Here is a 13,218-nt window from a genome sequence, read left to right on the forward strand (position 1 = left end):
CGCAACGCAAGCGATAATGTCGCCTGGGCATTCAGATTCGGAGAGGAACGTGACGGCAATCTTTGCGGAACGGGCGCTGCTGCCCGGCGGTTGGCAGGGCAATGTCAGGATCGCTTTCGAGGGCGGCCGCATCTCCACGGTCGAGATCGGCGCTGTCGCGCGAGCGGGCGAGGAGCGCCATGCCATCGTCCTGCCTGGCATGCCCAACCTGCACAGCCACGCCTTCCAGCGCGGCATGGCGGGGCTGGCTGAGCTGCGCGGCCCTTCGGCCGACAGTTTCTGGAGCTGGCGCGAGGTCATGTATCGCTTCGCGCTGTCGATGACGCCGGACCAGGTCGAGGCGGTGGCGGCGCAGCTCTATGTCGAAATGCTGGAGGCCGGCTTTTCCCGCGTCGGCGAGTTCCACTACCTGCATCACGACCGCGACGGACAGCCCTACGCCAACGTCGCCGAGATGGCGGAGCGGATCGCGGCGGCAGCCGGAAAGAGCGGCATCGGTCTGACACTCCTACCGGTCTTCTATGCTCATTCCGCCTTCGGCGGCGCCGCTCCTAATGAAGGCCAGCGGCGATTCATCAATGATGTCGAACGTTTCGGACGTCTGCTTGAGAAAGCCCGCGAGGCTGTTCGTCCGCTTGAGCAGGCCGTTGTCGGCGTCGCGCCGCACAGTTTGCGGGCCGCAACTCCGGACGAGCTCAATTCAGTCGCGGCCATGTCACCGAACAGTCCGATCCACATCCATGTCGCCGAGCAGGTGAAGGAGGTCGAGGACTGCGTCGCCTGGTCGGGCAAGCGTCCGGTCGAGTTCCTCCTCGCCAACGCTAAAGTGGACGCGCGCTGGTGCCTGATCCATGCCACGCATATGACCGAGGCCGAAACCATCGCCATGGCCCGGACTGGGTCGATCGCCGGGCTCTGCCCGATCACCGAGGCCAATCTGGGCGACGGCACTTTCGCGGCGCCGCTTTTCGTTGAGCATGGCGGCCGTTTCGGTGTCGGCTCCGATTCCAACGTGCTGATCGGGCTGCCGGACGAGCTGATGCAGCTCGAATATTCGCAGCGCCTCGCCCATCGCGCCCGCAATGTGCTGGCGCGTCCCGGCGGTTCCAACGGGCGCGCCCTGTTCGATGCGGCGCTTGACGGCGGCAGCCAGGCGCTGGGCGCCGGCCCGTCGCAGATTGCCGCCGGCGGCGCTGCCGATCTCGTCTCGCTCGATGCCGGCCACCCTTCGCTGGCCGGCAAAACGGGCGATGCGATCCTCGACGCCTGGATCTTCGCCAATGGCAGCAAGGTCGATTGCGTCTGGGTGCATGGCAGAAAGCAGGTCAGCGGCGGCAGGCATGTCAAGCGCGACGCCGTTGCCAAGCGGTTCCGCGAAGTCATGACCGCATTGTCGCAAGGCTGAACAGGACCGTCCGATGAGCCTGGTCGAGACAGACGATGTCGATGGCGGCGAGATCCTATCGCTGCATCAGCGCATCCTCTCCGACATCCGTGAAAAGATCCTCTCGGGCGCCTGGGCGCCCGGGCATCGCATCCCCTTCGAGCACGAGCTGACGGCTCAATATAATTGCTCGCGCATGACGGTGAACAAGGCGCTGTCGCAGCTTGCCAAGGCCGGGCTGATCGAGCGCCGGCGCCGGTCCGGGAGTTTCGTGCGCCAGCCGCAGTCGCAAGCGGCGGTGCTGGAACTGCACGACATCAGGATCGAGGTCGAGGCGCTCGGCCTGCCCTATCGCTACGAGCGACTGGAACGCGTCAAGCGGCGCAGCAGTGCCGATGACCGCGCGCTGCTCGGGCTTGCCGCGCCAGGGCCGGTGCTGGCGCTGGAAGGCCTGCATTTTGCCGGCGAACGGCCGTTCGCGCTGGAGCAGCGGCTGATCAATCTTTCGGCCGTACCCGAGGCCAGCGAGGAGGAATTCCTCGACATCGCGCCGGGCCCCTGGCTGATCGGCCGCGTGCCGTGGAGCGAGGCCGAGCACCGCATTCGCGCCATGGCCGCTGATGAGAATATCGCCGACGCGCTCGACATCGACGCGAGCGCGCCCTGCCTGGTGGTCGAGCGCCGCACCTGGAGCGCTGAGCACCCGGTGACCCATGTACGCTTCATCTATCCGGCGGAGAGCCATACGCTGGTGGCGAGGTTCACGCCGTCGCAGGGATAGCGCCTGCGCTCCCTTCTCCCCTTGCGGGAGAAGGTGGATCGGCGCGCAGCGCCGAGACGGATGAGGGGTGTTCCAGCGGAGCGAGACGTTGGCTTTCCCTGGAGTACCCCTCATCCGGCCGCTTCGCGGCCACCTTCTGCCACAAGGGGAGAAGGGGAAGTCGGCGCTACAGCGCCGCCGTCACAATGATCTCGACCAGATATTCCGGAGTAGCCAACTTGGCTTCGCCGGTGGCGCGGGCCGGGGTGTGACCCTGCGGCACCCACTTGTCCCATTCCGAATTCATCTCGGCGAAGGTGCCCATGTCGGCCAGCCAGATGATCGCCTGGACGATCTTGGTCTTGTCGGTGCCGGCCTTGGCCAGCAATTCGTCGATGGTCTTCAGGATATCGCGCGTCTGCGAGGCGACGTTGCCGCCGGGCTGGCCAACCTGACCGGCCAGGTAGACGGTATTGCCGTGAATGACGATCTGGCTCATGCGCGGGCCGACATCGATGCGACGAATGCTCATTGGAGGTTCCTTCGTTCCTTGGAGTCGCGCTTGTTTAGAGTCCGGACCGCCCTGGGGCAAGGCCGGTGCCCGCGAAACCAATTGAGCCAATTGTCCGCTCTCCCCCATCCGCCTACACGGCGAGTTGACCGGCCGTGTCACAATTCCGCCGGACCGCGATGTTGACTAATGTAATAACATCACATATCGACAAACTACCCGATTTTGCGGACCGACACCTGATGACCAACGCCTGCCTGACCTTCCGCGACCTGACGCTCGGCTATGGCAGCCATCCGGCGATCCATCACCTGAACGGCGTCGTCCGCAAAGGCTCGTTGACCGCGGTGGTCGGCGCCAATGGCTCGGGCAAGTCGACGCTGATGAAGGGCATCGTGGGCGTGCTGAAGCCGATGGAAGGCGCCGTGGTCCGCATGCCGGGCGTCCGCACCGCCTACCTGCCGCAGCAGTCGGAGCTCGACCGCTCCTTTCCGGCGCGCGTCGTCGATCTGGTCTCGCTCGGCCTGTGGCCGAAGCGCGGCATGCTCGGCCGCTATACGAAAGAGGATCGCGAGTCGGTCAGCAAGGCGCTGATGGCGGTCGGGCTCGGCGGCTTCGAGAAACGGCCGATCGATACGCTGTCGGGCGGCCAGTTGCAGCGCACGCTGTTTGCCCGTGTGCTTTTGCAGGACGCCGACCTCATCCTGCTCGACGAGCCCTTCAACGCGGTCGACGCCAAGACCGTCGGCGACCTCATCCAATTAATAAAGCGCTGGCATGGCGAGGAGCGGACGATCATGGTCGTGGTGCATGACCTCGATCTGGTGCGGCAGAATTTCCCGGAAACGCTGCTGCTTGCCCGCCAGCCGGTCGCCTGGGGCGACACAAAGGAAACGCTGCGGCCGGAAAACCTGCTCAAGGCACGGCGCTTCCACGAGGCCTGGGAAGAGAATGCGCCCTGGTGCGAGCCAGATGCTCACGACCATGGCGATGATCTCGCACAAGACCGCCACCATCACCACGATCACGCTCATGGACCCGATCACCGCCACGACCACGGCTCCGGACCGAGGGCGGCGTGATGGAATCTTTCTACGGCCTGTTCATCGCGCCCTTCGCCGATTTCGCCTTCATGCAGCGGGCGCTGTTCGGCTCGCTGATCCTGTCGCTCGGCGCCTGCCCGGTCGGCGTCTTCCTGATGCTGCGGCGCATGAGCCTTTCGGGCGACGCCATGGCGCATGCCATCCTGCCGGGTGCCGCCGCCGGCTTCCTGCTCTATGGGCTCGAGATCCTGCCGATGACGGTCGGTGGGCTGATCGCCGGCATCATCGTGGCGCTCGGCGCGGGCGCCGTGTCGCGCTTCACCATCCAGCGCGAGGACGCGTCGATGGCGGCCTTCTATCTGATCTCGCTTGCGGTCGGCGTGCTGATGGTGTCGATCCGCGGCTCCAGCGTCGACCTCATGCATGTGCTGTTCGGCACGGTGCTGGCGCTCAACAATGAGGCGCTGATCCTGATCGGCGCCATCGTGGCGGTGACGCTCGCCTGCCTCGCCATTTTCTGGCGCGCCCTGGTCGCCGAATGCCTCGATCCGCTGTTCCTGCGCTCGGTGAGCCGCATGGGCAGCCCGGTGCATTTCATCTTCCTAGGCCTTGTCGTGCTCAATCTCGTCGGCGGCTTCCAGGCCCTGGGCACGCTGCTCTCGGTCGGGCTGATGATGCTGCCTGCCGCCGCCGCCCGCTTCTGGACGGTGCGCGTGGAACCGATGTGCGTGCTGGCCGTGCTGATCGGCTTTGCCTCCTGCATCGCCGGTCTGCTTCTGTCCTACCACGCCTCGCTGCCTTCCGGCCCAGCGATCATCCTTTCGGCCGGCGTCGTCTATTTCTGCTCGATCCTGTTCGGCACGCGCGGCGTCCTGCGCGCCCGCATCGTGCACCACCGCCACCGCACCGCCTGACCAATCCCCAAGCAAGGAGAACTGTCCCAATGCTGAAATCCTTCCGTGCTGCGCTGGCTTTGAGTGTTATAACATTAAGCGCCTTCGCGACCTCTTCCGCCTTCGCGGCGCCGCTCAAAGTGGTGGCGAGTTTTACCGTGATTGCCGATTTCGCGAAGAATGTCGGCGGCGACCGGGTCAACATCACCACGATTGTCGGGCCGGACGGCGACGCGCATGTCTATGAGCCGAGCCCGGCCGACGCGGTGGCGATGGCAGGCGCCGACGTCGTGCTGGTCAACGGCCTGCATTTCGAAGGTTTCCTGCAGCGCCTGGTCGATGCGAGCGCCACCAAGGCCGCGATCGTGACGCTGACCAAGGGGGTCACGCCGATCGACTTCAAGCCGGAATTCGCCGACGCGGATGCCGCCGAAGGCGCCGATACCGGCGGCGGCAAGACCGTCACCGATCCGCACGCGTTCCAGTCGATCGTCAATGCCAAGATCTATGTGAAGAACATCGCCGATGCCTTTTGCGCCGCCGATGCCGCAGGCTGCACCGCCTATCAAAGCAACGCGGCCGCCTACACCCAAAAACTCGATGCGCTGGAAGACGAAGTGAAGGCGGCAATCCAGTCGATCCCGGAAGCGAAGCGCGTGGTCATCACCTCGCATGACGCCTTCGGCTATTTCGAGCATGAATACGGCCTAACCTTCCTGGCGCCGCAGGGCATCTCGACCGATTCCGAGCCTTCCGCGGCCGACGTCGCCAAGCTCGTCGAACAGGTGAAGCAGGACAAGGCTGCGGCGATCTTCGTGGAAAACATCACCAATCCGCGGCTGATCGAGCAGATCGCCGGCGAGACCGGCATCAAGGTCGGCGGCACGCTCTATTCGGACGCGCTGTCGGGGGCGGACGGCCCGGCCTCGACCTATATCGACATGATGCACAACAACATCACTCAGATCAAAGGCGCGATCCTCGGCAGTTGAGCCGGGCTAGTCGGCGAAACGGCAAACGCCGCCTTTCCAGCCGGACATTTCCGGCTGGATTCCCATGCGAAAATGTCTATCTGCTGAATGAACATCTCCTGATCGAAGCGGATTGGCCTTTCCATGACCGACTTCACGCCTTTCCAGTCTCTGCTTGGCGGAGCCCTGATCGGGCTGTCGGCCGTGCTGCTGATGGAATTGCATGGCCGCATTGCGGGAATGACCGGGATACTGGCCGGCGTTATCCCGCCAGTGTCCGCCGACTGGAAGTGGCGCGCTGCCTTTCTCGCCGGCGCGATCGGCGCGCCGTTGCTGATCCAGCTCGCCGGCAAGGACATCGAGTTCAATGTGCCGGTACCGACGCTGGCCCTTGTCGTCGGCGGCTTTCTCGTCGGTGTCGGCGTGCATTTCGGTGGCGGTTGTCCGAGCGGGCACGGCATTTGCGGCATCGCGCGACTGTCACCGCGCTCGTTCGTCGCCGTTGCGACCTTCATGGCCACCGCCTTCGTCACCGTTTTTGTCACCCGTCATGTGATTGGAGGCTGAACCATGAGCAAGCTCGCCTCGGCCTTCCTGATCGGCGGACTTTTCGGTTTGGGCATCGCTGTGTCCGGCATGATCAATCCGGCGAAGGTGCTGAATTTCTTCGACATCGCCGGAACCTGGGACCCTAGCCTGATCTTCGTGATGGGCGGCGGGCTGGCCATTGCCTTTGCCGGTTACCGCTTCATTTTCGCCCGACGCAAGAGGCCGGTATTCGAAACGGCTTTCGCCTTGCCGGGCAGGAAGGACATCGACAGCCAACTCGTCGGGGGCGCCGCGCTGTTCGGCATCGGCTGGGGCATTGCGGGCTTTTGCCCAGGCGGCGCCATCCCGGCGCTCGGCCTTGGCCGCGCGGAGACGCTGATCTTCGTCGGCGCGATGGTGGCGGGCATCGCGGTGGGGCGCTTGGCCAGGACCCGGCTTGCCCGCCTGGCGACCACATAGGAAATCTCCACCGCAGTGGTTGCCCGCCGGTCCGGGGAGTGACAGAACTGCGCCCAAGCCAACAGGCGCCTAGGATTGCGAGGACGACATCATGGAATACCGCCAGATCAGCGACGACTATTCGGTCTCCGGCCAGATCCAGCCGCAGGACATCGCCGCCATCAAGGACGCCGGCTTCAAGAGCGTGATCTGCAACCGGCCGGATGACGAGCAGCCTGGCCAGCCCACTGCCGACAGCGTCAAGGCCGCGGCCGAGGCGGCGGGGCTGGCGTTCCGCTACATTCCGGTCATCAGCGGCCAGATCACCATGAACAATGTCGAGGACCAGGCCGCCGCGCTCGACGAGCTCGAAGGGCCGGTCTTCGCCTATTGCCGCTCGGGCGCGCGCTGCACCAATCTTTACGGCCTGATCCAGCAGCAGCGGGGTTAAATCGGCAGCGCGCCGGTTTCCTTGAGCGTCTCCAGCACGATCGCCGTCTTCACGTGCTGCACGGATTCATGCGGCAGCAGAACGCCGTTGACGAACTCCGACAGTGATTTGAGATCGGGCGTCACCACCTTCAGGATGTAATCCATCTCGCCGGTCAGCGCGTGCGCCTCCTGCACCTCGGGCAGTCGCGCCACCAGTTCGCCGAAGCGGCGGGCATTGTCGCGGTTGTGGGTGGCCAGGGTCACCGAGATGACGTTGACCAGCGAAAAGCCGAGACGATCGCGGTTGAGCACGGCGCGGTAGCCCTTGATGTAGCCATCGTCCTCCAGCCGCTGGCGGCGGCGCGAGCATTGCGAGGGCGACAGGTTCACGCGCTCCGAAAGATCGTTGTTGGTGTATCGCGCGTCGTCCTGCAGAAGCGCCATTATCTTGCGGTCAAACTGATCAAGGCGCGCATCATCCATACGTATTCCTCCACTCATGCACAATTTGCGCACATGATGCGCATTATGGGCGACTGAATGCAAGCACCGTGCAGCGGCTTCGCGCTATCCTGATGAAAGATGGCCAAGCCCGGCCGCAACAGCTTTCGGAGGACTGCCATGGGCCCCTTCCCGCACGACGCGCCACCCGCGAAAATCAGCAAGCAAAACCCGGCCGGCACCGACGGCTTCGAGTTTGTCGAATTCGCGCACCCCGAGCCCGCCAAGCTTGCCGAGCTGTTCACCCGCATGGGCTATACCGCAGTGGCCAAGCACCGGACCAAGGACATCACCGTCTGGCGCCAGGGCGACATCAACTATGTCGTCAATGCCGAGCCGGGCTCGCATGCGATGAAGTTCGTCGAGAAGCATGGCCCTTGCGCCGCCTCGATGGCCTGGCGCGTGGTCGATGCCAAACACGCCTTCGAGCACGCTGTCTCGAAGGGCGCGACGCCCTATGAAGGTACCAACAAGGCGCTCGACGTGCCGGCCATTGTCGGCATCGGCGGCTCGCTGCTCTACTTCATCGAAGCCTATGGCGAGAAGGGCTCGGCCTATGACGCGGAGTTCGAGTGGCTGGGCGAGCGCGACCCGAAGCCGGAAGGCGTCGGCTTCTATTATCTCGACCACCTCACCCACAATGTCTATCGCGGCAACATGGACAAGTGGTGGGATTTCTACCGCGACCTGTTCGGCTTCAAGCAGATCCATTTCTTCGACATCGACGGCAAGATCACCGGCCTGGTGAGCCGCGCCATTACCTCGCCCTGCGGCAAGATCCGCATTCCGCTGAACGAATCCAAGGACGAGACCAGCCAGATCGCCGAGTACCTCAAGAAGTACAATGGCGAAGGCATCCAGCATATCGCCGTCGGCACCGACGCCATCTACGAGGCAACCGACAAGCTGGCCGCCAATGGGCTGAAGTTCATGCCAGGCCCGCCCGACACCTATTACGAGATGTCGCATGAGCGCGTGCACGGCCATGACGAGCCGATCGAGCGCATGAAGAAGCACGGCATCCTGATCGACGGCGAAGGCGTGGTCGACGGCGGCATGACCAAGATCCTGCTGCAGATCTTCTCCAAAACCGTGATCGGCCCGATCTTCTTCGAGTTCATCCAGAGGAAGGGCGACGAAGGCTTTGGCGAAGGCAATTTCCGCGCCCTGTTCGAATCGATCGAGCAGGACCAGATCAAGCGCGGCGTGATCAAGCTGGACGGCAAGGCGGCGTAGGCGATCCGATTCGGATGTCTTGCGATGCGATCAATTATGACCTAAATTATGGTCATAAAGGGTCGCATCCATGAATGTCTCCATCGCCGAAGCCAAGGCCAAATTGTCGGAACTCGTAAGCCGCGCGGAAGCCGGCGAGGAGATCGTGCTTACGCGCCATGGCAGGGTTGCCGCGCGTATTGTACCTCCGGAGGTGGTCGAACCGCTTCCGCGTATCGGCGCCCTGAAGGGCAAGATCTGGATTGCGGACGACTTTGACGAACTCGGTCCCGAATGGGACGAGTACGTCAAATGACGACAGGTCCGTTTCTCGCCGACACGCATATTATCCTCTGGTCGATTTCGGACGATCGACGTCTCAGCGAACAGCACCGTGCCATCCTGAACTCCGAAGCGGTGGTGTTCGCGAGCGCGGCAAGCGTTTGGGAAATCGCCATCAAACGATCAATTGGAAAACTTCAGGCGCCAGATGACCTGCCGGCATTGCTTCCGAGGATGCGGTTTCAGCCCCTCGCCGTTACCTTGCTGCATGCGCACGCAGTCGGCGATCTACCTTCTCACCATGGCGACCCGTTCGATAGGTTGCTAATTGCACAGGCGCAGATAGAGAACCTGACGATCCTGACATCCGACTCGCATTTCGCTCGGTACAACGTTGCGCTAGCTTAACTTTCCAGCCCCAACCGCTCGACTTCGTCCCTCCTCAGCTTGATGTCGTAGTCGAGCAGAAACTCATCCAATTGCGGCGGCGCTACCGACGTGCCGGAGAGCATGGCATGCACTTGGCCGCGGTGATGGATGTCGTGCAGGAAGACATGGGCGAGGATGTCGCCGATGCGCTCGGGGATCAGGCCGTCCTCGCGCCGGTCGGTTATGACTCGACGGTCGAGATCGGCTTCCGACAAGCCATCGCAGTAGGCGACAAGCTTGCGGTCGAAATTGGCCTGTGCCGCCGCCAGGCTTGCCGCATCGTCGAACGGAACGAAGTTGTCGTAGGCCGCCGCGCCGAGGCCGCCATCGGTCAGGAAATCGAGATAGAGACGGTCGACCGCGAGGATATGGTTGAGCGTTTCCCTGATCGATGGAAAGAAGCTGACGCGCTCGGCCTCAAACTCGCCGGGCTGCATCGCCAGCACGGCGCGGTAGAGCCGGTCATTCGACCACAGATTGTTGCGAGCCATGCGGCGCAGATGCTCGAGCAGGGTCACCTTCACCCCTCGTATTTCTCGACCTTCTGCTCGATGGCGCCGAAGATCGAGTGGCCTGCCTTGTCCTTCATCTCGATGCGCACCGTGTCGCCGAAAAGCAGGAACGGCGTCTTTGGCTCGCCGCTCTCGATGGTCTCGATCATGCGCAGTTCGGCGATGCAGGAATAGCCGGCGCCGCCGGCCCAGACAGGTTTGCCCGGCCCGCCATTCAGCTTGTTGGAAACGGTGCCGGAGCCGATGATGGTGCCGGCGGCAAGCGGCCGGGTTTTCGCGGCATGCGCGATCAATGCCGGAAAATCGAAGGTCATGTCGACGCCGGCATTGGCGCGGCCGAAGGGCTTGCCGTTGAGATCGGCGAGCAGCGGCAGGCTGACCTTGCCGCCATCCCAGGCATCGCCCAGTTCGTCGGGTGTGACAGCGACCGGTGAGAAGGCCGATGACGGTTTCGACTGGAAGAAGCCGAAGCCTTTGGCCAGTTCCGGCCCGGTGATGGCGCGCAGCGTCACGTCGTTGACCAGCATGACGAGGCGGATCGCCTCCCTCGCCTCTTCCAGGCTCGCGCCCATCGGCACGTCGTCGACGACGACCGCAACCTCGGCCTCCATGTCGATGCCGAAGGCTTCATCGGCCATGCGGATCGGATCGCGCGGGGGAACAAAACTATCCGAGCCGCCCTGGTAGATCAGCGGATCGGTCCAGAAGCTTGCCGGCATCTCGGCGCCGCGCGCCTTCCGCACCAGCTCGACATGATTCACATAGGCCGAGCCGTCCGCCCATTGATAGGCCCGCGGCAACGGCGAATGCGCGTTGTGTTCGTGGAAACGCTCCGACGGGACGGCGTTGGTCTCGAGCGATTCCGCCAACGTCGCGAGATGCGGGGCAATGCGGCGCCAGTCGTCGAGCGCGGCCTGCAGCGTCGGCACCAGGAAGGAGGCATCGGTGAACCGCGTCAGATCGCGCGAGACCACGACAAGCTTCCCGTCGCGCGTCCCGTTCTTCAGTGTGGCAAGCTTCATGCGGTTTCCTCTCCTTGCGCGGCTTTGGCGCCGCTTAGTTGTACAACAAGGCCGTCGCGGGCGATCGTCAAGTCACCCGGCCAAGTTTTCCTGACAGCGGCGACCCAATCGGCTTCGCCGATGGCTGGATCGTCGGCCGGAATGAGATGGTTGAGCACCAACCGCCGCACACCGGCATCGCTGGCGATGCGGCCGGCATCCTCGGCGAGGCTGTGGCTGGCGAAGAGGTGCTCGCGCAGCCGCGCGCCGTTGCCGGTCCGGGCGACCAGCCTTTCCACACCTTCTTCCAGCATGGCCTCATGGACGAGAATGTCGGCCTCTTTGGCAAAGCCGGCCAGCGGCGGAAAGAAGGCCGTGTCGGCGGAAAAAACTACGCTTCTACCGCCATGCTCGAAACGCAACGCAAAACAGTCGGTCACCGGCGGATGGTCGACGCGCAGCGCCGTCACTGTCAGTCCTTCCTCCTCCAGGATGGCGCCCTCGCCGAATTCCTTGATGGAGACCAGTTCGCGGATATCCGGCCGGCCCTCGTCCACGATGCGGATCCCGATGTCGAATTCCATCGCCCGGCAGAAATGCCGCCAGTAGTCCTGTGTGCCGGGTGGGCCGAAAACGGTCATCGGCGTCGTCAACCCCGCTGTCCAAGCGGTGTGGATCAGCGGCCCGAGTTCCAAAATATGGTCCGAATGAAGGTGCGTGATGAAGATCAGGTCAAGCGCCCTGAGGCTGACGCCGGCATCGACCAGACCGCGCGTGACGCCGAGCCCGCAATCGACGACGATGTCACGCTCGCCGATCTGAAGGAGCGATGAGCTCGGCCATGGCCCGCCCGGACGCAACGCCGGGCCGCCCTTGGAACCCAGAAGCACCAGCCTGTCGCTCATCGGGCGAGCCTCAAGACCAATCGCCCTCCGGGGTGCCGTTGAAACGCTTCTTCAGGTCGGCCCAGCAGTCGATGTAGTTCTCCTGCAAGGTTCCGAGTTCCGCGGCATAGCGCGTCAGCATCTGGGGAAATCGGGTCTCGAACATGAAGGCCATGGTGTTGTCGAGCTTGACCGGCTTCAACTCGGCGCGGGTGGCTTTCTCGAAGCCGGAAGCATCCGGCCCATGCGCCAGCATCTGATTGTGCAGGCTGATGCCGCCCGGCACAAAGCCCTCTTCCTTGGCGTCGTACTGGCCATGGATCAGGCCCATGAACTCGCTCATGATGTTGCGGTGGTACCATGGCGGACGGAACGTGTCCTCTGCAACCAGCCAGCGCGGCGGGAAGATGACGAAGTCGACATTGGCCGTGCCCTCCTCGCCGCTCGGCGCCGTCAGCACGGTGAAAATAGACGGGTCCGGATGGTCGAACAGGATGGCTCCGACCGGCGAAAACGTAGCCAGATCATATTTGTAGGGCGCGTAGTTGCCGTGCCACGCGACGACATCGAGCGGCGAATGGCCAAGTTCGGTGACGTGGAAAGAGCCGCACCATTTGACGATGAGCCGGCACGGCGTCTCCTTCTCCTCGAACCAGGCGCAGGGCGTCTTGAAGTCGCGCGGATTGGCCAGGCAATTGGCGCCGATCGAGCCGCGGTCCGGCATGGTGAATTTGGCGCCATAATTCTCGCAGACATAGCCGCGCGCCTCCTTGTCGGCGAGCTCGACCTTGAAGACCAGGCCGCGCGGCAGCACGGCGATCTCGCCGGGCCGAAGCTCGATGACACCCATCTCGGTGACGAAGCGCAGCGCGCCGACCTGCGGCACGACCAGCAACTCGCCGTCGGCGTTGAAGAAATGGTCGTCGACCATCGAGCGGTTGGCGACATAGACATGCGCGGCCATGCCGGTTTGCCCGACAGCATCGCCGGCCGTGGTGAAGGTGCGCATGCCGGAGATGAAGTCCGTCGGCTCGGTGGGCATGGGCGTCGGATTCCAGCGGTATTGGCCGAGCGCCAGCTCATGATCGCCGATGTTGGGGCCAGTCTTCCACAAGGGATAGCTCACGCCCTTGAAGCGGCCGGTGTGCTTCACGCTCGGGCGGATGCGGTAGAGCCACGAACGCTCATTGGTGCCGCGCGGCGCGGTGAAAGGCGAGCCGGAGAGCTGCTCGGCATAAAGCCCATAGGCAGGCCGCTGCGGCGAGTTGCGCCCCTGCGGCAGCGAGCCGGGCAGAGTCTCGGTCTCGAAGTCATTGCCGAAGCCCGGCATATATGAAAAGCCCATCCGATCCTCCCTGATCCCGACGTCCAGCCTCACGGTGCTAGCCTGTCGGCGATGTTGACCAAACTGGT

At 63.8% G+C, this 13,218-nt stretch carries 17 protein-coding genes; 11 read left to right on the top strand and 6 right to left on the bottom strand.

Going from position 1 to position 13,218, the window contains the following annotated elements; genetic code table 11:
* Positions 1–49: 49 nt before the first annotated feature.
* A complete protein-coding gene (locus EJ072_RS33600; protein ID WP_126083088.1) occupies positions 50–1,405 on the top strand; it encodes a formimidoylglutamate deiminase in 1,356 nt (451 codons plus the stop codon).
* 13 nt (positions 1,406–1,418) lie between these two features.
* Positions 1,419–2,165, top strand: coding sequence for a histidine utilization repressor (gene hutC / locus EJ072_RS33605; protein WP_126083089.1), 747 nt, complete (start codon positions 1,419–1,421; stop codon positions 2,163–2,165).
* Between the two features lie 166 nt (positions 2,166–2,331).
* On the opposite strand, the gene EJ072_RS33610 is transcribed toward hutC, so the two are convergent.
* Positions 2,332–2,676, bottom strand: a complete 345-nt coding sequence (locus tag EJ072_RS33610; RefSeq protein WP_126061243.1) for a RidA family protein — start codon at positions 2,674–2,676, stop codon at positions 2,332–2,334.
* A 221-nt stretch (positions 2,677–2,897) separates the two neighbouring features.
* Between EJ072_RS33610 and aztA the strand changes: the two genes are divergently transcribed.
* The 6 genes from aztA (at position 2,898) to EJ072_RS33640 (ending at position 7,000) form a co-directional block, all read left to right on the top strand.
* Positions 2,898–3,737 carry a zinc ABC transporter ATP-binding protein AztA gene (aztA, locus tag EJ072_RS33615; RefSeq protein WP_126083090.1) on the top strand — a complete coding sequence of 280 codons (840 nt, stop codon included), beginning with the start codon at positions 2,898–2,900 and terminating at the stop codon, positions 3,735–3,737.
* Complete coding sequence (gene aztB / locus EJ072_RS33620; RefSeq protein WP_126083091.1) at positions 3,737–4,612, top strand: zinc ABC transporter permease AztB; 876 nt, start codon at positions 3,737–3,739, stop codon at positions 4,610–4,612. Before aztA ends, aztB begins: the two co-directional genes overlap by 1 nt.
* A 29-nt stretch (positions 4,613–4,641) precedes the next feature.
* Positions 4,642–5,583, top strand: coding sequence for a zinc ABC transporter substrate-binding protein AztC (gene aztC / locus EJ072_RS33625; protein WP_126083092.1), 942 nt, complete (start codon positions 4,642–4,644; stop codon positions 5,581–5,583).
* A gap of 123 nt (positions 5,584–5,706) precedes the next feature.
* Positions 5,707–6,129, top strand: a complete 423-nt coding sequence (locus tag EJ072_RS33630) for a YeeE/YedE thiosulfate transporter family protein (protein ID WP_126083093.1) — start codon at positions 5,707–5,709, stop codon at positions 6,127–6,129.
* A gap of 3 nt (positions 6,130–6,132) precedes the next feature.
* Positions 6,133–6,570: a DUF6691 family protein gene (locus EJ072_RS33635; protein ID WP_126083094.1), complete on the top strand. Its 438-nt coding sequence runs from the start codon at positions 6,133–6,135 to the stop codon at positions 6,568–6,570.
* A gap of 91 nt (positions 6,571–6,661) precedes the next feature.
* Positions 6,662–7,000, top strand: a complete 339-nt coding sequence (locus EJ072_RS33640; protein ID WP_126083095.1) for a TIGR01244 family sulfur transferase — start codon at positions 6,662–6,664, stop codon at positions 6,998–7,000.
* On the opposite strand, the gene EJ072_RS33645 is transcribed toward EJ072_RS33640, so the two are convergent.
* Positions 6,997–7,464, bottom strand: coding sequence for an Lrp/AsnC family transcriptional regulator (locus tag EJ072_RS33645; protein WP_126083096.1), 468 nt, complete (start codon positions 7,462–7,464; stop codon positions 6,997–6,999). The genes EJ072_RS33640 and EJ072_RS33645 overlap by 4 nt on opposite strands.
* Before the next feature lie 138 nt (positions 7,465–7,602).
* Between EJ072_RS33645 and hppD the strand changes: the two genes are divergently transcribed.
* From hppD to EJ072_RS33660, 3 genes are all read left to right on the top strand, one after another.
* A complete protein-coding gene (gene hppD / locus EJ072_RS33650; protein ID WP_126083097.1) occupies positions 7,603–8,718 on the top strand; it encodes a 4-hydroxyphenylpyruvate dioxygenase in 1,116 nt (371 codons plus the stop codon).
* A 70-nt stretch (positions 8,719–8,788) separates the two neighbouring features.
* Positions 8,789–9,013, top strand: coding sequence for a type II toxin-antitoxin system prevent-host-death family antitoxin (locus EJ072_RS33655; protein ID WP_126061250.1), 225 nt, complete (start codon positions 8,789–8,791; stop codon positions 9,011–9,013).
* A complete protein-coding gene (locus EJ072_RS33660; RefSeq protein WP_126083098.1) occupies positions 9,010–9,387 on the top strand; it encodes a type II toxin-antitoxin system VapC family toxin in 378 nt (125 codons plus the stop codon). The genes EJ072_RS33655 and EJ072_RS33660 overlap by 4 nt, the downstream gene beginning before the upstream one ends.
* On the opposite strand, the gene EJ072_RS33665 is transcribed toward EJ072_RS33660, so the two are convergent.
* From EJ072_RS33665 to hmgA, 4 genes are read right to left on the bottom strand one after another with little or no spacing between them, the layout of a single operon-like run.
* On the bottom strand, positions 9,384–9,926 hold the full coding sequence (locus EJ072_RS33665) for a DinB family protein (RefSeq protein ID WP_126083099.1): 543 nt from the start codon (positions 9,924–9,926) through the stop codon (positions 9,384–9,386). The two genes, EJ072_RS33660 and EJ072_RS33665, sit on opposite strands and share 4 nt — an antisense overlap.
* A 2-nt stretch (positions 9,927–9,928) precedes the next feature.
* Positions 9,929–10,942, bottom strand: coding sequence for a fumarylacetoacetate hydrolase family protein (locus EJ072_RS33670; protein ID WP_126083100.1), 1,014 nt, complete (start codon positions 10,940–10,942; stop codon positions 9,929–9,931).
* Positions 10,939–11,826 carry an MBL fold metallo-hydrolase gene (locus tag EJ072_RS33675; RefSeq protein WP_126083101.1) on the bottom strand — a complete coding sequence of 296 codons (888 nt, stop codon included), beginning with the start codon at positions 11,824–11,826 and terminating at the stop codon, positions 10,939–10,941. The genes EJ072_RS33670 and EJ072_RS33675 overlap by 4 nt, the downstream gene beginning before the upstream one ends.
* Positions 11,827–11,836: 10 nt before the next feature.
* Positions 11,837–13,150, bottom strand: a complete 1,314-nt coding sequence (gene hmgA / locus EJ072_RS33680; RefSeq protein WP_126083102.1) for a homogentisate 1,2-dioxygenase — start codon at positions 13,148–13,150, stop codon at positions 11,837–11,839.
* Positions 13,151–13,218 lie beyond the last annotated feature (68 nt).

The organism is Mesorhizobium sp. M2A.F.Ca.ET.046.03.2.1 (genome assembly GCF_003952425.1).
Classification (GTDB): Bacteria; Pseudomonadota; Alphaproteobacteria; order Rhizobiales; family Rhizobiaceae; genus Mesorhizobium.